The sequence below is a fragment of the Streptomyces chrestomyceticus JCM 4735 genome (genome assembly GCF_003865135.1).
Lineage (GTDB): Bacteria > Actinomycetota > Actinomycetes > Streptomycetales > Streptomycetaceae > Streptomyces > Streptomyces chrestomyceticus.
Genome location: NZ_BHZC01000001.1, coordinates 8,770,539 through 8,793,298, shown reverse-complemented (window position 1 = coordinate 8,793,298; position 22,760 = coordinate 8,770,539). Strand labels below are relative to the sequence as shown.

Sequence of the window (22,760 nt, the reverse complement as noted above, 5' to 3'; positions counted from 1 at the left end):
GTGCCCTCTGGCCGTACGGGCGCCGCGATCTCATCATGGGCGCATGGGAGACGACAGCGGGCCTGCGGGAGACGGCAGCGGCTACGGGGGCGGCCGCATCGAACCTCAGGGAGACAGCGGCTACGGTGTGCTCCTCCGGGACGCCCGGCGGCTGCTGCCGCGCATCACCGCCGTACGCCGTGAGATCCACCGCGCACCGGAACTGGGGACCGCCCTGCCCCGTACCCAGCAGACCGTGCTGCGCGAGCTGTCCGGCCTGCCGCTGACCGTCACCACGGGCGACCGGCTCACCTCCGTCACCGCCACGCTGACCGGCGCCCGGCCGGGGCGGACGCTCCTGCTCCGCGCCGACATGGACGCCCTGCCGCAGACCGAGGAGACCGGGCTCGACTTCGCCTCCGGCACGCCGGGCGTCATGCACGCCTGCGGGCACGACACCCACACCGCGATGCTGCTCGGCGCCGCCCGCCTGCTCGCCGCCCGCAGGGAACGGCTGGCGGGGCGGGTGGTGTTCATGTTCCAGCCCGCGGAGGAGATCTGCGGGGGCGCGCAGCCGATGATCGAGGAAGGCGTGCTGGAGACGCCGGACGGCGGGACGGTGGACGCGGCGTTCGCCCTGCACATCACCACCCGGCACCCGTCCGGCACCGTCCACCTGCGGCCCGGCCCGCAGTCCGCCGCCGCCGACATGCTGGTCATCACCGTCCACGGCCGGGGCGCGCACGCCGCCGCGCCGCAGCGGGGCCTCGATCCGGTGCCGGTGGCCTGCGAGATCGTCCAGGCGCTGCAGACGATGGTGACCCGTACGGTCAATGTCTTCGAACCGGCGGTCCTCACCGTCACCCGTGTCACCGCCGGTACGGCGACCAACATCATCCCCGACACGGCGGAGATCGCCGGCACCTTCCGCACCCTGTCCGACGCCACTCGCAAGAAGGTCCGTGACGGCATCGTCCGGGTGGCCGACGGTGTGGCGGCGGCGCACGGGCTGACCGCCGACGTGGAACTGCCGGACGTCACGCCGGTGGTGGCCAACGACCCCGGCTTCACCGACCTGGTCACCCGGGCGGCGACGGAACTCCTCGGAGCCGGGCAGGTCCGGCTGCTGCCCCACCCGATCATGGCCGCCGAGGACTTCGCCTTCGTCCTGGAACGGGTGCCCGGAGCCATGGCGTTCCTCGGCGCCTGCCCGCCGGGACAGACCGCGGGCCAGGTGCCCGACAACCACTCCAGCCGGGTCGTGCACGACGAACAGGCCCTCGCCTCTGGCGCCGCCGTGCACGGCGCGGTGGCCCTGGCCTATCTGAGTCCGGTCTGAGGGCGTAGGCGGCGTACGGCTGCGGGGCACGCGGACCGGCGGCCCCCTACCGGCCGAGTACCTGCTTCGCGTACGCCGCGACGCGTGCCCGCATCCGTTCGGCCGCCATGCCTTCCGTACCGGCCAGGTGCTCCACGAGGTCGGCGCGGGTGGCGGCCAGCAGGGCGTGCGCGGTGAAGCTGCTGTCGGCGGAGCCGCTCACGGCGAATTCGGGGAGGCCGTCCAGTGTTTGCCGGAGGGTGGTGTGCCACCACTGGTAGTGCTCCGCCTGGTACGGGCTGCCGCTGCCCGCTTCCTCCAGGGCGAGGGCCAGATGCCGGTTGGCCAGCTTGAAGCCGACGACGGCGTCGAGCAGGGCCGGTACCCGTTCGTGCGGCGGGGTGGCGGGGCCGAGCGGTGCCGGCCCGCTCTCGACGGCCTGGCGCAGCGGCGCGATCCGTGCCTCGACCAGGGCGCGGATCAGCCCGGTGCGGTCGCCGAAGCGGCGGAAGAGGGTGCCCTTGCCGACTCCGGCGGCGGCCGCGACGTCGTCCATGGACACGCCGCGCGGGCTGTCGCTGCGGGCGAAGAGGCCGTCGGCGGCGGCGAGTACGGCCTCCCGGTTGCGTGCGGCGTCCACGCGCTCCTTGCGTGCGGTCACGGCTCCTCCTTCGGTCGTCAGGGCACCCGTTCACAAAGCGGACCGCCGGTCCGTATGATGCTTCCGTCCAGCTAAGCGGACCTACGGTCCACATCATAGAGGGAGAGCCCGCCCATGCCCGTTTCCGTTTCCCGGGTCCGCCGGCCATGACGGCTCAGCGGAGCACCCGCCACCACCCCGCCGTCCTGGTCACCGGAGCCACCGGCACCACCGGCAGCCGCCTCGTGGCCCGGCTGGCCGCGCTCGGCTGCGAGGTCCGGGCCGCGAGCCGCCGTGCGACACCGGTGGCCGGCGCCCGCCCCGTCCGGTTCGACTGGTACGACCCGGCCACGCACGCCGAAGCCCTGCGCGACGTGGACCGGATCTACCTCGTACCGCCCGTCGGCGACCGCGACCCGGCCGCCGTCGTACTGCCCTTCCTCGACCGGGCCCGCGCGGCCGGGGTACGGCGCGTGGTGCTGCTCAGCTCCTCGGCCATCGCCCGGGGCGGCCCTGCCGTCGGCCGGGTGCACGACGCGCTGCCCGGGCTGTTCGGCGAATGGGCTGTCCTGCGGCCTTCGTGGTTCATGCAGAACTTCGGGGGCGAGCATGTGCACGCGCGCAGCATCCGCGAGGACGGCGTGATCGCGACCGCGACCGGCGACGGCCGCGTCGGGTTCGTCGACGCGGCCGACATCGCGGCGGTCGCCGCCCATGCCCTCACCGACCGGAGCGCCCCCTGCACCGACCTGGTCGTCACCGGCCCCGAGGCGCTCAGTTACGACACGGTCGCCACCGTCCTCACGCGCGTGACGGGGCGGACGGTGATCCACCAGCGCCTGAGCCACGAGCAGTTCCGCGACCGCCTGGCCGCCACCGGTGTCCCCGGAGAATTCGCCACACTGCTGGCCGACTTGGACCGGTCCGTCGCCGACGGCTCGGAGGACCGCACCACCGACACCGTCGAGCGCCTCACCGGCCGCCCGCCGCGCAGCTTCCTCACGTACGCGCGGGAGGAGCTGGCATAGACCGGTGCGGTGGGTGGAGCGCCTTCCCACGCGCGGAGCCGCGGGTCTGGAACCGGTACCCGCAGTACGCCTCGGCGTCGGTGAGGACCTGCGCGGTACTCAGGTCGTTGTCGCCCAGCAGGCTCTCCCGCCCGGCCACGGCGAGGGCCACCAAGCCGGGGTCGTCACTCGATCCGAGCAGGGTCACGGTTCCCGCCCACCAGAACTGCAGGCCCTGGTCGGTGGCCACGTTCAGGTCGACCTGAAGGTTCCGGCGTACCCCTGCCGCGCACGCCCGGTCCCACGGCACGGCACCCGGACGCAGGACCAGGTACGGCTCCAGCGCGGACCGGACGGCCGGCTGCCGCGCCGCGTCGACCTGCGCCGGCGTCAGCCCGACGCTCACCGCGGCGCAGGTGGCGGCGGTGAGCACCGCGCCGCAGCCGGCGAGGAAGCCCCGGATGCAGCGCGCAGCCGTTGACCGCGTGCGGCTTCGGGCGCGTGGTGCCGGTTGCGGTGCTGGTGCGGTCTGTCGCCGAGGGAGCAAGCGTACGGAAAGCAGGGAACGTACGGAGAGGACGGCGACGAAGATCACCATGATCGCCAGAGCGGCACAGACACCGCACAGCAGCATCCAGCGGCCGAAGACGACGGCTTCCCGCAAGGGCAGCCGCGCGCTGAAGCACGCTTCGATGTCGCTCCAGCCGCAGATCGCCAACTGCACGTGGAACAGCACCAGCGGAGCCGCACCCGGCGCCGCGGCGGCCGCGCCGAGCAGCAGCAAGGGAAAGGACCCGCGCATTCGGCGGCCGGGAGCCGGAGTGCCACGCCCCGTCAGCGCCACCACCAGCCCGGACAGCGCGATGCAGCCGGCGCCCACCAGTGCGGTGGGGAGAAACGCGGCATAGCCGGATTGCAGGGTGGCCGGATTGGCGCCGCTGCGGGCCTGTGCGTCCGCGCGTTGCAGCCCGGACAGCAGGTCCGCGTGCAACGGGCTGCCCAACAGCAGGAACACGGGGATCACGGCCAGCGCGCACAGCCCCACCACCCACCACCGCGGGCCCGGCACCGGCACGTCAGGACGGTGGGCCGCCCGCCACCCCGCTCCCCGGCGCAGCCCGCGCAGCAACCAGGGAGCGGCGGCGAACGCGACGGCCGCGCCCAGGGCGCCGACGGTGAGGTTGTCGATGACCCGGCTCAGGAGGCCCGCCGCCAGATAGCTGCCCGACGTCTGCGCGAACAGCAGTCCCGACAGGTCGAAGAACCAGCGCCCGAGCAGATAGCCGAGCAGCGGCGGGCCCACCAGCAGCGCCGCGATCACGGCACCCGGGCGCGGCCGCACCTCGCTCGCCAGCCACCACTCGGCGGTCAGCGCCTGCCAGGCGGTGAAGCCCCACACCATGGCCAGCAGCACCGCGCCCCAGGCCACCCCGACCGCCGGAGCGTGCTGCACCACGGACCGCCACACCGCGACGGGCGGTGTCAGCGGCAGCAGGACCTGCCCCGCCAGGATGCCCGCGGTGGCGGCCGCCGCCAAGGGGAAGGTACGGGCGGGCGGCCCGCCCTCCACCACGGACCGCCATACGGCACGCCACACCGCGAGCCCGAGCACACCGGAGAGCAGCACGGCGTAACACGTACCGATCAGCCAGGGTTGCAGCCGCGGGCCCGGCGCCCACAGCGAGTCCACGACCGACGACAGCGGCTGGTAGCCGAAGCCGACCAGGATTCCCGCCGCCCCGCTTCGAACAGGGAAGGAACCAGCAGGCTGGTGGGGTGGGTGACGCGGTGTTCCCGCAGGGCCCAGTCCGGGTGGTACGAGAACCAGCGCCGGAGGCGCGACAGGGCGCGCGTGCGTGCCGTGCCGGTGACGCCCTTGCGGAGGGTGCCTTCGACGGTGGCGTTCCCGGTGGCGGTGGGCAAGGCCGCCGCGGTCCGTAGGACCTGCGGGTAGTCCGGGTGCTGTACGGCCGCGTCCGCCAGCAGTTCCCGCGCCCGTAGGACGGCTGCCCGCTCGAACCAGAGGAGCAGCAGTGCCACCGCGGTCTCGGCCACCGCGTACCGGATGTCGAGCGGTCCCAGCAGGAGGGAGGCCAGGAGCGCGGGCAGGGCCACGGTCGCCAGGAAGGCCCACCACAGGGCGATGGTGAGCTGCGTGATGCCGATGTCCCGGTTGCGGACATGCGCCAACTCGTGGCGCAGGACGCCGGGCAGCAGATGGGGGTGGTGTGCGTGGTGCACGGCGAGCGCCAGGGACAGCACGATGCGGTAGCGGCCCGGGAAGCCCACGCAGCGGCCCGTACGGCCGGGCTGGAGCGGGGCGAAGACCACGGTGACGGAGGCGGGCGCCGCCTCCTCGGCCAGCACCTGCCGTACGGCGTCGACGGCTTCCGTACGCCGTGGGTCCGCCGCCAGTCGGTCGAGGCCGAGGGCGGGGCCGGTACGGGCGCGCCGCGCGTGGCCGAGGTAGAGCACGAGCGCCACCGCGCAGGTGAGGAGGACCAGGGCGGCGGTCCTCAGGACGACGGACGCGGCGATTCCGTGGACGCAGCCTTCGAAGTCGCGGGTGAGGACTGCCGCGTCGGAGGTCTCCGTCGCGCCCGCGGCCGTGCTCCTGAGCGTGTCGGCGCAGGCGGTCTGCTGTGCCTGCCGGGAACGGCCGAGGGCTTCCTCGACCATGAACAGCGTGCCGGCGTGCAGCATGGTCGAGGCCGCGACGACGGTGACGGCCAGCAGGGCGAAGCGGGTCGCGGTCGCGGACGGCGGTGGCGGCGTACCCGGCCGCGGCCTTCCGCCGTGCGGGCCCGGTACGGCGGCGGTGCCGGTCACGGCCGGTCATTCCGCCGGCGCGGGGGCGGGCGCGGGGACGGCCGGGGGCGGCCCGGTGGCGGCGGGCGGCTCCAGCTCCGCGCGGACGGCCGCGGCGATGGCAGCGGCCTGCCGGGGTGTGGCCGCCTCGCGGAGGGCGGCTGCCGCGATCTGCCGTTCCAGTGCGTCCCAGTCGGCGCCGGGCGGTGCCGTGAGCCGGGCCCGGTCGGGTGCCGGGCGTTCCCGCCGCCACCGTCCCGGCCACCACCACCGCCGCTGTCGCTGTCCGGTGGTGGTGCGCAGCCAGCCGGCGAGCAGGTCCGAGGCCGTGCCGGTGAGCACCGCCAGGACGACGGGGGTGACCAGGGCGGCCGCCTCCGGGACGCCGAAGCCCGTGGGGATCCGGCGGCGGTACGGCCGCTTCGGCCAGTACGGCCACCGGCCGGGCCGTCGCACCGCGGTACTCGCGAAGTACGCGTCGGCGGTCAGGCCGAAGTACGCGGACTCCTCCGGGGCGCAGCTCGCCACCACCCGTTCGGCGAGGTCACGGACGGTCGGTGCGGGCGGGATGCCGCCGTCGGCCGATACGGGCTTTTCGTCCATGAGGTCCCCGAGGCTCGGACGGACGAGCCGAGGTTCCAGACTAGGCATCCCGCACCGGGTGGCCAAGGCGAACGGTGAACTACCGTCCTGCCGGACGCTCCACCCCGTCACCGCCCGCGCCGCTTCCGCCGTCGCCTGCTCCTATCTGGGCGCCGGTCGCTTCGAGCGCCGTGGTGACCGGCTGGAAGAAGGTCTCGCCGCCCTGTGTGCAGTCGCCGCTGCCGCCGGAGGTCAGCCCCACGGCCGCGTCGCCGGAGAACATCGGCCCGCCGCTGTCTCCCGGCTCGGCGCACACGTCCGTCTGGATCAGCCCGTCGACGATGTCGCCGTTGCCGTAGTTCACCGTGGCGTCCAGGCCGGTGACGGTCCCGTCCGAGAGTCCCGTCGTGCTGCCGGACCGCTGTACGCGCATCCCCACCGCGGCCTCCGCCGCCCGGGTAATCCGCTGGGTGCCGCCGTTCCGCAGGTCGACCGCGCTGTCCGGCCTGGCGGCCGGGTCGTCGTAGGTCACCAGGGCGAAGTCGCTCGCGGGGAACCGGGCGTCGGCCACCGTACCCAGCGGCTGTGCGCCTGCCTGGTCGGCCGTCCAGTTCGCGCCGGCTTTGCCGCAGTGCCCTGCGGTCAGGAAGGCCGGGGCGCCCTGGACGGTGACGTTGAATCCCAGCGAACAGCGCACGTTGCCACCAAAGATGGCGCTTCCTCCTACGGGCAGCGCTCCCGTACTTCCGTCACCTTGTCCGGCCGAGCCGCCGCCGGAGCCACCGGAGGCGCCGGGATCTCCCGTACCACCCGAGCCACCAGAACCTTCCGAGCCGCCGGAGCCCTCCGAGCCGCCGGCATCGGTCGCCGCTCCCCCGACGCCGCCCCCGCCGTGATACCGCCGGAACTCTCCCGCCGACCGCTTGATACTCGCCATGCCACCACCGCCCACCCTTTCGACCGCTGCGGTGAGAGCGGCGAGTTCCGCACCGGTGACCGTGCGGTCGGCGACGACCGAGACCTGGTTGGTCCTGGGGTCGATGGACCACGCGGTCCCGGGGATGGCCGCGGTCTCACGCAAGGCGCGCGTGGCCGCCTGTAATTCGCTCATGCTGTTGCGTACGACGCGCGCCACGGCGCCCGCCGCCTCGACCTTTCCGACGTCGTCCGTCGACAGCACGTTCATCACGAGCCGTCCCTTCCCGGCGTCGAGGTACCAGCCCGCCGTCCGGTCGGCGCCGAGTTCCGCTTTCAGGGACGAGGCGGCCAGCGCGGCCGACGCGGCGGAGAAGGTCCGCTCCGGCTCTGGCCGTTCCGGGCTCGCGTTGGCCTGCGGCAGTACGATCGCCGCCGCCACGAGGGCTGTCGCCGCGCCGCCGACGAGGACGCCGGTCCGCTTGTTCACCTGTCGACGGCTCTCGCTCGCGTATCGGTGGCTCACTTCTCTGACCTCCAACTGGGCCACAGGGGAGCACACGGGGACGTACGCCGTGGTGGCGCAGTGGCCCCCGTGCACGGTGGGCACCCAGTTCTACGGAGGACACAGAGGTACCGACTCAGTGCTCCGCGCAACGCGATGAATTCCGCCCGCCCGGTGCGCCGCCCCCTTACACTGCCCCGCTCGCGCGCCGTACCGGCGGACGGGCCGGGTTCAGAGGTTGTCGCCCCAGCCGCCCTGGATCATGGTCTGGAACGCCCACTTCCCGTCCCGCCGGATCAGGATGTCGGCGTACCGAAGCTGCTGGCTCCGGCCCTCCTGGGTCATGGTCGAGTCCGTGAAGACCACGGCCATCGAGGGTGAGAGGAAGACCGGCGTCCGGGTGGAGGTGAAGGTGATGTCCTCGCTCCCCTCGCCCATCACGTGGGTCATCGTCGCGACGTACTGCTCCCGGCTCCACTGCGCCGAACGTCCGTCGCCCGCCGAGTCGTCGCTCACCAGGTTGAGCGGGAACACCGCCATCTCGGCCATGCGCTCGACGTCGCGCTTCGCGCTCCGCGCGTCGTACTCCGCGAACCAGGCGTCCAGGCTCGCGCGGTCCTCGTCGGTCGGTACGTAGCCGGTATCGGGCAGAAAGGTCACGCGTGGTTCCCCTCGTTCGGTCTCGGGCGCGCACCCGTCACACGTGGCTGCGCAGAAGGAAAGTACGCCCGGCGGGTCGGCTAGTCAAGCTTGATTAGCTGAGGGAGGAGAGAGCACCTTGAGCCGCCGACCTCCGCTCCCGTCGAACGCGCGTGATCCGCCTCAGCACTCGAACCGGTGGTTTCCGATCCCCGTACGAGTGAGACGGCCTGCCGGTCCCGGGTGGCCGCAGCGACGCTCTCCACGTGCCGGGGCGGCCCTCGCCCGGCACCGGAAGGTCGACATCTCCCTATCTCGACAAGGAGTCATGCATATGAGCCTTCGCCGTTCCCTGCTGGCGATTCTCGGCGCCACGGCCCTCGCCCTCGGCATGTCCGTCGCGGGCGCGCCCGGCGCGTCCGCCAACCCCTGCGGCTTCTACGAGACTTCGAGTGACGCGTACTACAACCACTGCACGAGCGACGGCTCACGCGTGATCATCGAGGTGGAGGTGTTCGGTCCCAACTACGAGCGCTGCGTGGGCCCGGGGGTCACCTGGCTCGGCTCCGCCGGCAAGATCGACGGCGCGCATTACGTGGGGCGCACCTGCTGACCCATTCGTAGCGGCCGCCCGCACGGGCCGATGAGCTGATGAAGCCCCTGGCAGCGTCCGCCGCGCAGACAAGCCGGTGGACGCTGCCAGGAGGGACTTCAGCGTTGGAGGAAGGTGAAGAGGTTCTCCCAGCGCTGGACGATCTCGTCGGTGGCGTAGCGCTGGATGTTGGTGCGGGCGGTCTCGCCCATGCGGTCGCGCAGGGCCTGGTCGCTGATGAGCGTGTCCAGGTGGCGGGCGAGTTCGCTGGTGTTGCCGGGCGGGGCGAGCAGGCCGTCCTCGCCGTGCCGGATGATCTCGCGCACCCCGGGGGCGACGTCGAAGGCCACGCACGGCACGGCGGTGGCCATCGCCTCCATCGGCGCCAGCGGGAAGCCCTCGCCGCGGGAGCTGAGCACGAACACCGACGCCTCGCGCAGCGCGCCGGGCACGTCGCTGGTGCGGCCCATGAAGGCGACGCTGTCGGCGATGCCCAGCTGCGCGCTCTGCTTGCGCAGCGCCGCCTCCTCCTCCCCCGCCCCGTACAGGCGCAGGGTCCACTCGCGGTGGCGGGCGGCGATCAGGGCCCAGGCCTCCAGCAGCAGGTCGACGCCCTTCTCCTCGTGCAGCCGCCCGATGCTGGCCACCACCTTCGCCGTGCGCGCCGACGGCGTCTCGGGGAAGAAGGGCAGGGGGTTGGGCATGAAGCCGACGTTGTCCAGGCGCTGGCGGATCCAGGCGTCCGCGTCCTCGCGGGTCAGCGCCAGCATCCGGTCGACGTCCTTGTAGAAGGTCTTCACGCGCGTGAAGCGCGAGGACTTGCGGCAGGTCTCGAAGGACTCGTGGCTCATGCCGATCACCGTGTGCCCGCACGTGTCGGCCAGCGCCACCCACTCCATCGCCCAGACCTGGGTGACGATGACGACCGCGCCCGGCCGGGCCGCGGCGAACAGCGCGGAGAGTTTGGCGGCCTGGGCGCGCATGCCCGCCTCGCGGGCCGCCCGGCGCCGGTGCTCGGCGAGGTTGGCCCGGTCCTTGAGCGTGCGCACCGGCCGCACCTGCGGCGGGTGCTGGTCATAGAGCGTCGTGGTCGCATACGGCAGACCGTCGGCCAGGGGGCGGGCGCGGCCGGGCGGCGGCGGGGTGATGCCCACCAGGTGCACCCGGTGGCCGCGGGCCGCGAACAGCTCCGCCATCTGGTGCGACCAGCTGGTGATGCCGCCCAGTTCGTTGACGCTGTTGGAGACGAAGAAGATGTCCCGCACCGGCACAGCCGGGGCGGCGCCGCCGGCGTCGGGGGCCGGGTGCGGGTCGGCGGGTATGGGGGTGGTGGTCATCAACGGCTCCAGTGGGAGAAGAACTGCTCGACGAGGGTGCGGGCGGCGTCCCCGCGCTCGTACTCGCCGAAGTGGGCAACGAAACGCTTGCGGGCCGCGGCGTACTCCGGCCCGCCCGCCCCCAGGCCCTGAAGCGCGGCGAAGAAGGCCTCCTCGGTCTCCACCAGCGGGCCCGGCGCGTGCTCGCGCAGATCGAAGTAGGTGCCGCGCTGCTCGTGCACATACGCCTCGTAGTCGTAGGTGAAGAACACCATCGGCCGGTCCAGCAGCGCATAGTCGAACATCACCGACGAGTAGTCGGTCACCAGCACATCCGCCAGCTCCAAAAACGGCGCCACATCATGATGCGCCGAGACATCGAGGACCGAGCCGGCCACCGTCGGCGGCAGCGTGACATGGTTGAGATAGTGCGAGCGCACCAGCAGCACATACCGGTGTCCGAACCGCTCCGCGAACCGCTCCACATCGAACGGCAGCTCAAAGCGGTGCGAGCGCCCCCCGCTGGTGCGGAACGTCGGCGCATACAAAATGACCTGCTTGTCCGCCGGGATGCCCAGCTCCGCCGCCAGCGGGCCGCGCACCCGCGCCCCGCCGACCTCCTCGGCCTTGCGGGCCTGGACCAGGGCGTCGTTGCGGGGATAGCCCACCCGCAGCAGCGCCCGCTCCGGCAGCCGGAACGCCTTGGCCAGGGTGCGCACATCATGCTCCGAGCGCACCAAGAACCGGTCGAAGCGGTCCAGCGCCCGCTGCTGCTCCGCCTGCTGCGCCCGCGTCAGGGTCTTCTGGGCGGGCTGGTCGAAGCCCATCTTCTTCAGCGCCGACCCGTGCCAGGTCTGCAGATACGTCGTCTCCGGGCGCTTGGCCAGCTTCAGCGGGAAGGACTGGTTGTCCACCCAGAACTCCGCCTGCGCCAGCGCCTTGAGATACGGCAGCGACCACCGCCGCACCAGCGTCGCATCCGCCGGGAAGGCCCCCGGATCCCCCGAGTAGGCCCAGTACGCCTCGAAATCCAGACCCTGGCGGCGCATCTCCTCATACAGCGCCCGCGGACTGTCGCTGTACTGCCGGCCCAGGTGGCTTTCGAAGACCACCGTGCGCTTTTTGACCGGCAGCCGCGAAAACACCTCGTGATACGCCCGCAGCTTGGCCTCCCCCGAGGTCAGCTGCTTACGCAGCGCCCGGGCCCGGCGGTAGCCGGACTTCGCCAGCGCCCCCGGCCGGCCCTGGACCGACTTGGTGATCAGCTCCCGGGCCCGCTCCCGGCCCGGGTCCTCGCCCACCAGCTCGAACGCCAGATGCCCCTTGGCCGAGACGTGCGGGCGCACATGGTCGGCGACCATCCGCGTCAGCCGCGGCCGCACCGGCAGCGGCCGCCCCGACAGGTCGGTGTCCGCCACACTCAGCCGCGTCGTGGTCCGCACCCCGTCCGCCTCAAGCACCAGGCGCACGTCCCACACCGCGTCGATGATGCCCAGCGGCCGCAGCCGCCCACTGACATCGGCCACCGCCTCCCACTCGATGACCTCCCCCGCATGCCGCACCGCGGCCACCGGGAAGGTGAACGCCTGCAGCCCCCGGCGCCGCGCCGAAAACTGCAGCTCCGCCCGCAACTGCGCCCCCTCGCCGATACGGCCCAGGGCGTTGGTGATACGCCCGGCCAGCCGCACCCCGCCGCCGGCCGCCGCCTCGAAGGCGGTCAGCTGGTTGCGCAGGAACATCTTCTCCAGCGGCCGCGTGTGATACCCCAGCTCCGTGACATCCAGCACCTGGCGGCCCAGCGGATCGTCCAGGTGCTCGGCGCACCAGAACACCCGCCCGTCCCGCTCGGCCAGCGGCACCGCCACCTTGCCCGGATTCAGCAGCGCGTCCACCGCCGGAATCAGATTCGCCCAGTCCCCCCGCCCCAGCAGATACCCGCAGACCGCCTGCAGCGGCTGCGCCCGCCCATAGGCCTCGGGATCCAGCGTCGCCAGATACTGCGCCGACAGCCGCGCGAACTCCGCCCGGTACTCCGCATCCCGAAACGGCAGATCCCGCAGGTGCAGCACCAGATCGTGCTTGAGGAACTTCACATCCTTCGCCACCCGCATCTCGGCCATGCCCCGCTCCGCGAGCATCGCATCGATCCGCCGGTGCACCTCCAGCCGGTGCGCGTAATTGGTCATCTCATGACGCCGGTTGGTCACCGACTTGACCGCCGCCGCCTGATGCACATGCCAGAAATACACCTGATTCGGAATCAGCGTAATCCGCGACGCCGCCAGATACGCCTGCGCGATGAACTGCAGATCCTCATAGAACATGCCCTTGGGAAACCGCAGATCATGCTCCAGCAGAAAATCCCGCCGGTAACACTTGTTCGTCGACAGCGTGTCCCACACGAACAGATCCGGCAGCTCCGCCACCGACTCCAGCGTCCGCGTCTGCCGGTACAGCCACGCATACCACTCATTACGCTTCTCCACCGGCGCGTCCTTGTGCAGCCGCACACACAGACCCGACACCAGATCCGCCCCCGTCGCCTCCGCGGCCTCCACCAGATTCCGGCAGGCATTCCGCTCCAGCACATCATCACTGTCCAGGAACATCACATAACGCCCCACCGCCTCCCGGACACCCCGGTTACGCGGCTCACCCCCCGCCCCACTGTTCTCCTCCAGCCGAAACGCCCGCACCCGCCCCGGCCACCGCCGCGCCAGACCCTGCGCCACCGCAAAAGAACCATCCGTACTGCAGTCGTCGACAATCACCACCTCGACATCACCGAACGACTGCCCCAGCACCGACTGCACCGCAGCAGGCAACCGCTCGGCATCGTTGTAGACGATTACGACGACAGATATCTCAGTCACAGAACACCATCTCTGAAGTAAACAGATTCCCGGGGCGGCGCGGTCGCCTCGCGGAAGGGGCGGACCCGACGGCCGCGCCGAAAGGGCGCTGCGCACGAACGCGGGCGGTCCGTGCGCAGGCCGACCGTCGCGTCGGGGGCACCCGGTCAAACGGTCACAGGGTCAGCACAACTGGTCGCGGGTGGGCCGGCTCCCTCCGGACGGTACGGAGCCGCCGAGTGGAACGGCGTCCCGGGCGCGCCCGCCCGCGCGGCACCGCGGCGCTCCGCAGCGGCCCGCCGGGCGCCCTGTGGCGGTCGGCGTGCGAGGTGCGTGACGACGTGTGCGCTGCGCTGGCAACCCGGTTCCCCCCTGTGAAGAGCGCCACCCGCCCCGCATGTCCGGAAGACGGACGGCATCAGCCGCTTTCCGGGACGATACCGCCAGTCGACTGATTGCCGGGTATGAGGTGAATACCTGTGACGGAACGATCGGATAACAGGACCGTCCGTCACCGCGCGGCCACGCAGTGCGTGCGGGCGGCCAAGCGGCGGATATCGGCCAGAAGATCATCGATCATCCGACTGTCCGCCAAAATGATCTTCTTCGGTCACATCCGGACTCCGTCGGGTGGTTACGGATTACCCGTGTCCGCACCTACACTATTTCTTCTCGCACCTCGCCTGACCTGCGAAAACAAAGCACCGTCCGACACCGACGGGCCGGTTCCGGAGCGTGAGGGGGAAGCCCTGTGTTCTATCAGGTTCTCAAGTATGTGTTTCTGGGGCCGTTGCTGAGGCTGATTTTCCGGCCGCATGTGGAAGGGCTGGAACATGTGCCGCCGACCGGGGCGGCCATCATCGCGGGAAATCATCTCTCGTTCTCGGACCATTTCGTGATGCCGGTGATCGTGCCACGCCGGGTCACCTTTCTGGCGAAGGCCGAGTATTTCACCGGCCAGGGAATCCGGGGCCGGTTGACCGCCGCGTTCTTCCGGGGCATCGGGCAGATTCCGGTGGACCGGTCCGGCGGAAAGGCGGCGCAGGCCGCCCTGAAATCCGGGCTGGCGGTGCTGCGGAAAGGGCGGGTGCTGGGAATCTATCCGGAGGGCACCCGGTCGCACGACGGCCGGCTGTACAAGGGCCGTACGGGCGTGGCGGCGATGGCGATCAAGGCCCAGGTGCCGGTGGTGCCGTGCGCGATGATCGGTACGTTCGAGGCGCAGCCCACCGGTCGGCGGCTGCCGCGCGCCATGCGGATCACGATCCGTTTCGGCAAGCCGCTGGAATTCGAGCGGTTCGCCGGGCTGGACGGCGAGCACGCCGCGCTGCGCGCCGTCACCGACGAAATCATGTACGAGATCCTGCGGCTCTCCGGGCAGGAGTACGTGGACATGTACGCGAACGAGGCGAAGGCGCAGCAGCAGGCGCCGCGCGGCCTGACCCGGCGCCTGCGCCCCGAGCGCGGTGTCAGGTCTTCGGATTGAGCTTCAGGCCGAAGTGGTTGAGGATGTCCGTCGCCTCGGTCCAGTACAGATAGTTGCCCGCATTGGTCTGGTACGGGCCCGCCAGCGCCGAGACGATTCCGCGCGCCTGGCGTACGGAGCCTTTCGGGGTGAACACCAGGGCGCCACTGTCCCCGTGTGCGGCGGCCCACGGTTTGCCGGGCAGTCTGGTGCCTTCGACGCCCCGGACCTTCCAACCGGTGTCCAGCTTGTAGGTGATGTCGTCGTTGGTGACCTTGATGCCGCAGACGGTTTCCCGCTTCATGAAGAACGAGGCGGCGCCGTTGTGGCAGACGAAGTCACCGTTGTGCGAATAGGCGACGCTGGTGAGGGGCCGGTAACTGGTCGTCTCGCTCACAGCGGCGTTGTTGCCGGCCCCGATGAGCAGTTCGGCGTCCCAGCCGGTCGCCACGCCGTTCACCGTACCGGTGTAATTCCCCGTCAGTCCGTTGAGGCCGTCGTAGAACTTGCCGAAGGCGGGAGTGGCGCCGGAACCGGTGTATATCTTGGTGCCGTTGGCGAAACAATGGGCGGCCGTCACCATGACGGGCTTGTTGTCCTTCTTGCGTACGGTCGGCAGCCCCGCCGAGCAGTACTGCCCGCCGTCGGTCAGCACATCACCCGCGATGAATGGCGTGGCGTCCTTCCACTTCACGTCGGCCCAGGTTCTGGCGGCGGAGGATATCCGCCGCCCCTGCTTGAAGACGAGCGGCACCTCGTGCGCCGGTGCGGCGCTGCGCGCGCTCGGCTGCCGTCGCGCCTTCGCCTCCGCCTTGGCCGCCCTGGCCGCCGCATCCGGGTTGTCCACGGCTATTTCCAGGGACGAAGCATCGGCCGCGACGGCCACCGTGTGGATGGTGTACGGCAGTTCTCCGGCCTTTTCCCGGGCGAACAGCCGGTCGCGCTCCGCGTGCAGCGCCCGGCGAGTCTGTCCCGCCTGCACCGGAACGAGTCTTCGGGTGTCGGCGCGGTGGTCCGCCGCCGATACGGCGGTGCGGAATGCGGCGGCCCGGGAAAGGTCGGTCAGTTGGACCTGCACGGTGCCGCGAGGCGCGTCGATGCGTACTCCCGCGTAAATGTCCGCCGCCTTACCGCCCGAACCCACGCGTGCCACGGCGTCCGCCAGGGTACGCAGCGGCGCGAGCAGTTTCTCCTGTTTCTCCGGTGCCATGGCCGCTATCTCGGCTTCGGTGACCGGCGGGTGCGACGTGGCCGGCCGGGCCTGGGCACCGGGCGTCATGGTGGTGAGCAGCGCGAGTCCGGCCGCGCCCAGCGCCGTTGCGGTCTTCGCGGTGGTCTGCACGGGTATCTTCACTGGCCCCCCAGCTCGTCGGCATGCCTGACCGGCACACCGCGCGGCCCGGCGTCAGCGATGTCACGGACGGGGCCGAAGCGGTGGCGTGCGGCAGCGGGAGCATATAGCAGCGATCAGAACGCATGTCCGGCGCCATGGGGCCGACAGTCGAACAGCCGCCCGGGAGGGGCGGCTGTTCAACGGAATCGATGAGCGGAGGGCCCGGCCCGGCCGTCTGTGCCGGTCAGCGGACCCAGCCCGTGTAACTCTGCCGGCCCCCGTGCCGCTGGTGGCCGGACGGGCGGCCACGCTCGCCGGGTTCCAGTGCCGAGGCGACGGCCCGTACGAGCCAGGCGTTGACGGACAACCCCTCCTGGCCCGCCGCGTCCTCGACCCGGGTCTTCAGGTGGGCGGGCAGTCGGAAGTTGATCCGCGCCGTGCCACCCTCACCCCCGTCGGCGGGGGCGGGGGCGGGAGCAGGCGCGGCGGCCCAGGCGCCGCCCGGTGCGCTCTCGGGCTCGTCCCGCTCGTACGGCTGCGGGGCCGGCGGCGCCGTCACCACGAACTCGGGGTCGAGCCCGCGCAGCCGTACGTCGACGGACCCCGGCGCCAGGTCCCGGGTGACCTCCCCCATCGCGGCGGACAGCGCGTTCAGCAGGGTGAGGCGGGCGGCCGACTCCAGCGGCGCGGTGAGCCGCTCGGCGAGGGCACGCGCTTCGTCTCCCCCCGCGTCCGCGGCCACCGCGAGCTCGTGCCGGAGGTTGTCGACGTAGGGCGTGAGATCCATAACGCCATGGTGGCACACCTATGGCGCCATATTTCCCCGGGCGGCACCACATGAGCCCTGTCCGTCCGTTATGCCTTGCCCGGCTCCGGGGTGGCGTGCGGGGCGCACGTCACGTCCTTGGCGTCGGTCTTCCCGGTCAGGAAGTAGGTGTCGACCCGGTCGTTGATGCAGGGGTTGACCAGACCGGCGACGCCGTGCGAGCCGGCGCCCTGCTCGGTGATCAGGCGCGAGCCCTTGAGGCGCCGGTGCAGCTCGACGGCACCGCCGTACGGAGTCGCCGCGTCCCGGGTGCTCTGCACGATCAGGACGCTGGGCAGGCCCTTGCCGGTCCGCACCTTGACCGGAGTCCGCTGCTTCTCCGGCCAGGTGGCGCAGGGCAGGTTCATCCAGGCGTTGGCCCAGGTCATGAAGGGGGCCTTCGCGTGGGTACGGGTGTTGTCCCGGTCCCACTTGCGCCAGTTGGTTGGCCACTTGGCGTCGTTGCACTCGACGGCCGTGTAGACCGCGTTGCTGTTCTCGGCGGCGGCGTTACCCGCCTTGTCGCCCAGGTCCGGGCCCGCGTTCTGGATCAACGGCTTCGCGTCGCCCGACAGGTACGCGCTCCACACCTGGGCGGTCGAGGCCCACGCGGAGTCGTAGTAGGGCGCGTTCTGGAAGAAGCTGGTCAGCTCGGCCGGTCCGACGACGCCACCGATCGGGTTCTTCTTGGCGGTGGCGCGCAGTTGCTCCCACTTCGCCTGGACCTCGGCCTCGGTGGTGCCGATGTGGTAGACGGCGTCGTGCTGGGCGACCCACTTCTTCCAGTCGCTCCAGCGCGTCTCGAAGGCGAGGTCCTGGTCGAGGTTGGCCTGGTACCAGACCTTCTCGCGCGACGGGTCGACGACCGAGTCGACGAGCATCCGGCGGACGTGGTCCGGGAAGAGCGTGGCGTACACGGCACCGAGGTAGGTGCCGTAGGAGACGCCCAGGTAGTTGAGCTTCTTCTCGCCGAGAGCGGCCCGGACGACATCCATGTCCCGGGCCGTGTTCGGCGTCGTCAGGTGCGGCAGCAGGGCGCCACCGCGCTCCTTGCAGCCCTGTGCGTACTCCTCGGCCAGCTTGCGCTGGGCACGCTTGTCGGCCTCGCTGTCCGGCACCGGGTCGGCCTTGGGCGCCTTGACGAACTCCTGCGAGTCGGCGCAGGAGACCGGGGCGGAGTGGCCGACGCCGCGCGGGTCGAAGCCGACGAAGTCGTACGCCTTCGCGGTCTTCGCCCACACCGCGTTCTTGCCGGTGACGCGGGTCGGGAACTTCATGCCCGAGCCGCCGGGCCCGCCGGGGTTGTAGAGGAGGGAGCCCTGGCGCTCGCTCTTGCCGCCGGTGTTGCCGATCCGGTCCACGGCGATCTTGATGGTGCGGCCGTCGGGCTCGGCGTAGTCGACCGGGACGGTCACGTAGCCGCACTGGATGGGGGCCTTCAGGCCCCAGTCGGCCGGGCATGCCTGCCAGTCGATACCCTGTGCGGCCGCGCGGGCGGCGGCGGCCCGCACGCCGCGGTCCTCGGCCGAGCCGCGGTGGTGCCGCTGGTCCGCGCCGGCGGGCGTGGCGGATATCGCTCCGGCTATGAGCGTGCCGGTCACCAGGGCTCCGGCGGCGCCGAGCGCCGTTGTTCGTCTCATGTGGGGGTCCCCCTGTACAAAGCGCCGCGCGAGCGACGGTGATTCACAGAGCTGCACGGGGATCCTGTCTCCTGCCACCCCTCTGTGAACAGGGCTCACTTCCATTTCTTTACCAAACCGCAGGATTCGCTCGGCGATCTGTGATATTGACGGGCGCACCATGGCTTACGACCTGGTTTGTGGCCGGATGTACGGCTTGACATCCGTCCCGGCCCTGAGGCCGTCCGGCTCGGGCGGCGCGTCGGCGAAGGGAAGATGCGGTGCACGTCTGGTACGTGTCGTACGGCTCCAACATGCACGGCGCACGGCTGCGCCACTACCTGACGGGCGGCCGCCCGCCGGGCGGTCTGCGGACGTGTCCGGGATGCCGTGATCCCCGGCCGCCCGCCCGTTCCGTGCCGGTCGTGCTGCCGGGCACCATGTACTTCGCGCTGGAGTCACTGAACTGGACGGGCGGCGTGGCGTTCTACGACCCGGACGGGCCGGGCGAGGTGTGGGCCCGTGCCCACCTGGTGACGCGGGGCCAGTTCTCCGACATCGCCGCACAGGAGATGCACCGGGTCCCGGCGGCGGACCTGGACCTGGCGGAAGTACTGGACCGGGGACGGGCGCAGTTCGGCCCCGGCCGTTACGAGACGCTGGTGCATCCCGGCGCGCTGGACGGGCTGCCGCTGCTCACCTTCACGGCGCCGTGGGGCGCGGGCGAGGTCCCGCGCACGCAGCCGACCGACGCCTATCTGGCGCATCTGTCGTCGGGGCTGCGGGAGGCGGGCGGGTGGGACGACGAGCAGATCACGGAGTACTTGGACCGGTGCCGGCTGGGCCTGACCGTACGGCCCGGGACGGGCAGGCGGCGGGGGCGTTCCGGGCACGGCACGGGACCTGTCTGCCGGGCCCTGGAGGTGGACCGCCGGGTGCCGGAGCCGGAGGCCGAGAGCCAGCGACCACGCTGGGTTCACGGCTCGTAACACATTTCGCCCGGCCCGTCAGCAGTCCATACGAATCCTGAACACACCCAGCCGCACTAACCGGACATTCGCTCGACGGCCGAAAAAATGGTCGCCGGGTGAACGTTTGGTGAGGATGTAGCAGGTCACCTCAGGGCAGGGTGGACCGGAGAGAACGGACGGTTTACGACAAAACATTCGCACAGCGTCCGGAATGCGGATCAAGCTGTCCGGAAACCCTACGGTCGTTTTGACCCGCCCCCTCTTCATCACCAAATGTCAGCCATGTGACCACCTCACGAGCCTCCGGCAGCCGCGCCGGTGACGGGCTCCTCCGCCATCGCGACTTCCGGCTGCTGCTCGCCGGAGCCGCGGCCAGCCAGGCAGGCACCCAAGTGGCCCTCGTGGCCCTGCCCCTGGTGGCCGTCGTCGGGCTGCACGCCTCGGCTTTCGAAGTGGGCCTGCTCACCGCGGCCGAGACCGCCGCGTTCCTGCTCATCGGGCTGCCGGCGGGCGCCTGGGTGGACCGGGTCCGGCGGCTGCCGCTGCTGATCCGTACGGATGTGGTGCGCGCGATGGCGATGGGCAGTGTGCCGCTCGCCGCGGCGTGCGGCGCCCTGACGATGGCCCAGTTGTACGTGGTGGCCTTCGTCACCGGCGTCGCCACCGTGTTCTTCGACGTCGCCCACCAGAGCTACCTGCCGAGGGTACTGCCCGGTCCGCAACTGGTGGCCGGCAACGGGGCGCTGGAGACCGCGCGTTCAGCGGCGCAGGTGGCCGGGCCCGGACTAGGTGGCGGCATCGTCCAACTGCTCGGGCCGCCGGTGGCCGTACTGGCCAACGCGGCCGGATACCTCGCGTCCGCGCTGTTCCTGCGCGGCATCCGCGTCCGGGAGCCGGAGCCCGAGGTCACGCCGGGTGTGTCGCTGTCGGCGCAGGTCAAGGAGGGCCTGGCCTTCGTGCTGCGGCACCCCGTGCTGCGCATGATCGCGCTGACGACCGGGGTGGCGAACTTCTTCTCGGCGATGCTCGTCGCCGTACAGACCGTGTTCCTGACCCGCGAACTGGGCCTGCCGCCCGGCGTGCTGGGGCTGATGCTGTCCGCCTCCGCCGTCGGCGGTCTGACCGGGGCACTGTGCGCCGGGACGGTCGCCCGGCGGCTGGGGCAGGCCCGCATCATCTGGCTCGCGCCCCTGGTCACCGGGCCGTTCGCCCTGCTGTGGCCACTGTCCGGGCACGGCGCCGCCGCCGGATGGTTCGCGCTCGGCTCGGGCGCCGTCTTCTTCGGCGCGGTCGTCTACAACGTGGCCCAGGTGAGCTTCCGGCAACTGCTCTGCCCCGACGCGCTGCTGGGCCGGATGAACGCCACGCTGCGGTTCATGGTCTGGGGGACCATGCCGCTCGGCGCGCTGGCCGGTGGTTCCATCGCCGGAGCGGCCGGGCCCCGGGCCGCCGTATGGGTGTGCGCGATCGGCTTCCTGCTCGTACCGATCCCCCTGCTGCTCTCCCCCCTGCGCAAGCTGAGGGACCTGCCGGCCGCCGGAGAGGCGGCACACGGAACGGGAACCGGAGCGGCCTCCGAGGCAGTTGATGCGCCCGGAGCGGCCGGCTGACCCACCCGCCGACGTGGGTCAGCCGGCCGGTGGGCCGGAGCCTGTGGTCCGGCCGCCGTGCCCCGCGTGGTTCCCGCGTGCGCGGCTGCGCCCGCACGCCGCACACCGCTCGTTCATCTCGTACGTCACACGCGGCCCATACGTCTCGTACGTGTCCGCTCTGTCTCGTACGCCTTACACGTCTCGTACGCAACGCCCCGTCCGCGGCGGCGCGAAGGAGGTCATCGTGGACCCCAGCACGACAGCCGGTATCAGCACCGGCCAGCCGGCCGGCACCGGCGTCCGTACCCGCTTCACCACCGGCGCCGGTGTCCGCCGGGTCACCGGCAACATCACGGAGCAGTACCTCGCCCGCTACGAGAAGGCCGCCGCCGGGGTGAGCGACCCGGCGGCGCTGCTGCCCGTCACCGGTGCGCAGCGCCGGTTCCTGCTCGCCCGGCGGCTGGCGCCCGGCGGCCGGCCCGATGTCGTACCGCTGTTCTTCGCCTTCCCGCGCGGCACCATCGACCTGGAGCGGCTGCGCGCGGCCGCGGGCTATGTGACCGCGGCGCACCCCGCGCTGCGTACCCGGCCCGACGTCCTGCGCGGTGCGCCCGTCCAGCGGCTCGGTGCGCCTGAGGCTCAGGTGAACAGGGTGACTCCGCGGCCCGGCGAGAGCGCGGCGGCGGCCCTGCGCCGGACGCTGCTGGCCTGGTCGGCCGAAGGGCCGCCGCTGCGGCTGTTCCTGGCCGATGCCCACGCGGACGCCGGTGCTTACGCCGACGCCGACGGCGCCACGGGCCCCGTGGAGATCCTCGCCCTCGCCCTGGACCACGCCGTGTGCGACGAGCAGTCGCTCGGCCGGATCTCCGCCGATCTCGGCGAGGCGTACGGGCACGGGCTGGGTCCCGGCGATGTGCCGCAGGACCGTGCCGCGGTGGAAGTGGCCGGGTACCGGGAGGCCGTACGCCTGCAACTCGACGCGGAGCAACGGGCGTCGGGGCCGGACGCGCTCGCGTACTGGGCGCGCAGGATCGCCCCGGCGCTCGCGGGCGGTGACGCGAGTGCGGGTCCCGGCCAGCCCGCGACGCAGCAGACACAGCAGGCCCAGCAGAGCCAACAGTCCCAGCAGGCGTCCGCACCGGCTGCGCCCCGGCCCACCGGCTCACTCCAGGCGCGCCTGCCGGTCCGTGACGGTGACGGGCGGGCCACGGCCTTCCCCGTACTGCTCGGGGCGTGCGGCAGTGTCGCGCGCGCCCTGGCCGAGGCGGGCGCGCCCGGCCGTACGCCGCTGCTCGGTTACCCCTGGGGCGGCCGCCCCGCCGCGGCGCCGCCCGTCCTCGGCTGCTTCCTCAACACCGTCGTGCACCCGGCCTTCGCCTGCGGCCCGGACGACCTGACCACCACCTGGTGGGACGACCTCGACCACGCCGACACCCCGTTCGACGAGGTGGTCCGGGCCGCCCGGACGGCCACCGTCCCCTGGACGGGGCAACTGGACGGCCTGCTGACCTTCGAGGACCTGCACCGCCGTCCGCCGCTGGAGCTGGACGGCGTCGCGGGCCGGGAGGTGCACATCGACGGGCGGCCGCTCCAGGCGCCGTTCGCGGTCTCCGTCTCGTACGGGACCGATCTGCTCGTCCGGCTGGCCTGGGACCGGGACGCCTTCCCGGACGGGCTCGTCCACGACGCCTTCGCCGCCCTGACCGCCGAGTTGTCCGGGGAGCCGACCGAATCGTCCGGTGAACCCACCGAACCGTCCGGGCGGCCCGCCGAGTCGTCCGGCCAGCCCCGTACCCCTTCCGCCACCCCGGTGGCCTGACCC

18 protein-coding genes are annotated in these 22,760 nt (G+C 72.0%); 7 read left to right on the top strand and 11 right to left on the bottom strand.

Going from position 1 to position 22,760, the window contains the following annotated elements:
• The first annotated feature begins 43 nt into the window (after positions 1-43).
• On the top strand, positions 44-1,318 hold the full coding sequence (locus EJG53_RS37990; protein WP_244955510.1) for a M20 metallopeptidase family protein: 1,275 nt from the start codon (positions 44-46) through the stop codon (positions 1,316-1,318).
• Between the two features lie 46 nt (positions 1,319-1,364).
• On the opposite strand, the gene EJG53_RS37985 is transcribed toward EJG53_RS37990, so the two are convergent.
• Positions 1,365-1,958 (bottom strand): TetR/AcrR family transcriptional regulator, encoded by a 594-nt coding sequence (locus EJG53_RS37985; RefSeq protein ID WP_125048692.1) that lies wholly within the window; start codon positions 1,956-1,958, stop codon positions 1,365-1,367.
• A 146-nt stretch (positions 1,959-2,104) separates the two neighbouring features.
• Between EJG53_RS37985 and EJG53_RS37980 the strand changes: the two genes are divergently transcribed.
• Positions 2,105-2,965 carry an ergot alkaloid biosynthesis protein gene (locus EJG53_RS37980; RefSeq protein ID WP_125048691.1) on the top strand — a complete coding sequence of 287 codons (861 nt, stop codon included), beginning with the start codon at positions 2,105-2,107 and terminating at the stop codon, positions 2,963-2,965.
• Here the strand turns inward: EJG53_RS37980 and EJG53_RS37975 are convergent.
• The 5 genes from EJG53_RS37975 to EJG53_RS37955 form a co-directional block, all read right to left on the bottom strand.
• Positions 2,937-4,634, bottom strand: coding sequence for a hypothetical protein (locus tag EJG53_RS37975; RefSeq protein WP_125048690.1), 1,698 nt, complete (start codon positions 4,632-4,634; stop codon positions 2,937-2,939). The two genes, EJG53_RS37980 and EJG53_RS37975, sit on opposite strands and share 29 nt — an antisense overlap.
• The gene (locus tag EJG53_RS37970) at positions 4,589-5,773 is read right to left on the bottom strand and encodes a M48 family metalloprotease (protein ID WP_125048689.1); all 1,185 of its coding nucleotides are present in this window, start codon (positions 5,771-5,773) and stop codon (positions 4,589-4,591) included. Before EJG53_RS37970 ends, EJG53_RS37975 begins: the two co-directional genes overlap by 46 nt.
• Positions 5,774-5,779: 6 nt before the next feature.
• The gene (locus EJG53_RS37965; protein WP_125048688.1) at positions 5,780-6,355 is read right to left on the bottom strand and encodes a hypothetical protein; all 576 of its coding nucleotides are present in this window, start codon (positions 6,353-6,355) and stop codon (positions 5,780-5,782) included.
• 79 nt (positions 6,356-6,434) lie between these two features.
• Positions 6,435-7,775: a S1 family peptidase gene (locus EJG53_RS37960; RefSeq protein ID WP_125048687.1), complete on the bottom strand. Its 1,341-nt coding sequence runs from the start codon at positions 7,773-7,775 to the stop codon at positions 6,435-6,437.
• 210 nt (positions 7,776-7,985) lie between these two features.
• Positions 7,986-8,414: a DUF4440 domain-containing protein gene (locus EJG53_RS37955; protein ID WP_125048686.1), complete on the bottom strand. Its 429-nt coding sequence runs from the start codon at positions 8,412-8,414 to the stop codon at positions 7,986-7,988.
• A gap of 313 nt (positions 8,415-8,727) precedes the next feature.
• Here EJG53_RS37955 and EJG53_RS37950 point away from each other — a divergent pair, with 313 nt between their 5' ends.
• The gene (locus EJG53_RS37950) at positions 8,728-9,006 is read left to right on the top strand and encodes a DUF6355 family natural product biosynthesis protein (protein WP_125048685.1); all 279 of its coding nucleotides are present in this window, start codon (positions 8,728-8,730) and stop codon (positions 9,004-9,006) included.
• 98 nt (positions 9,007-9,104) lie between these two features.
• Here the strand turns inward: EJG53_RS37950 and EJG53_RS37945 are convergent, their stop codons facing one another.
• Together EJG53_RS37945 and EJG53_RS37940 are read right to left on the bottom strand one after the other, a co-directional pair.
• A complete protein-coding gene (locus EJG53_RS37945; RefSeq protein ID WP_244955728.1) occupies positions 9,105-10,256 on the bottom strand; it encodes a glycosyltransferase in 1,152 nt (383 codons plus the stop codon).
• Between the two features lie 65 nt (positions 10,257-10,321).
• Entirely contained in the window at positions 10,322-13,174 is a 2,853-nt protein-coding gene (locus EJG53_RS37940; protein WP_125048683.1) for a bifunctional glycosyltransferase/CDP-glycerol:glycerophosphate glycerophosphotransferase, read from the bottom strand.
• A 730-nt stretch (positions 13,175-13,904) separates the two neighbouring features.
• On the opposite strand from EJG53_RS37940, the gene EJG53_RS37935 reads away from it, so the two are divergent.
• A complete protein-coding gene (locus EJG53_RS37935; RefSeq protein ID WP_125048682.1) occupies positions 13,905-14,639 on the top strand; it encodes a lysophospholipid acyltransferase family protein in 735 nt (244 codons plus the stop codon).
• Here the strand turns inward: EJG53_RS37935 and EJG53_RS37930 are convergent.
• From EJG53_RS37930 to EJG53_RS37920, 3 genes are all read right to left on the bottom strand, one after another.
• Positions 14,623-15,960 (bottom strand): S1 family peptidase, encoded by a 1,338-nt coding sequence (locus EJG53_RS37930; protein WP_244955509.1) that lies wholly within the window; start codon positions 15,958-15,960, stop codon positions 14,623-14,625. The two genes, EJG53_RS37935 and EJG53_RS37930, sit on opposite strands and share 17 nt — an antisense overlap.
• A gap of 235 nt (positions 15,961-16,195) precedes the next feature.
• Complete coding sequence (locus tag EJG53_RS37925) at positions 16,196-16,738, bottom strand: hypothetical protein (protein WP_125048681.1); 543 nt, start codon at positions 16,736-16,738, stop codon at positions 16,196-16,198.
• Between the two features lie 68 nt (positions 16,739-16,806).
• Complete coding sequence (locus EJG53_RS37920) at positions 16,807-18,396, bottom strand: alpha/beta hydrolase (protein ID WP_125048680.1); 1,590 nt, start codon at positions 18,394-18,396, stop codon at positions 16,807-16,809.
• A gap of 260 nt (positions 18,397-18,656) precedes the next feature.
• Between EJG53_RS37920 and EJG53_RS37915 the strand changes: the two genes are divergently transcribed.
• From EJG53_RS37915 to EJG53_RS37905, 3 genes are all read left to right on the top strand, one after another.
• On the top strand, positions 18,657-19,364 hold the full coding sequence (locus tag EJG53_RS37915) for a histone deacetylase (RefSeq protein ID WP_125048679.1): 708 nt from the start codon (positions 18,657-18,659) through the stop codon (positions 19,362-19,364).
• Between the two features lie 266 nt (positions 19,365-19,630).
• The gene (locus tag EJG53_RS37910; protein WP_125048678.1) at positions 19,631-20,956 is read left to right on the top strand and encodes an MFS transporter; all 1,326 of its coding nucleotides are present in this window, start codon (positions 19,631-19,633) and stop codon (positions 20,954-20,956) included.
• Positions 20,957-21,182: 226 nt separating this feature from the next.
• The gene (locus EJG53_RS37905) at positions 21,183-22,757 is read left to right on the top strand and encodes a condensation domain-containing protein (protein ID WP_244955508.1); all 1,575 of its coding nucleotides are present in this window, start codon (positions 21,183-21,185) and stop codon (positions 22,755-22,757) included.
• Positions 22,758-22,760 lie beyond the last annotated feature (3 nt).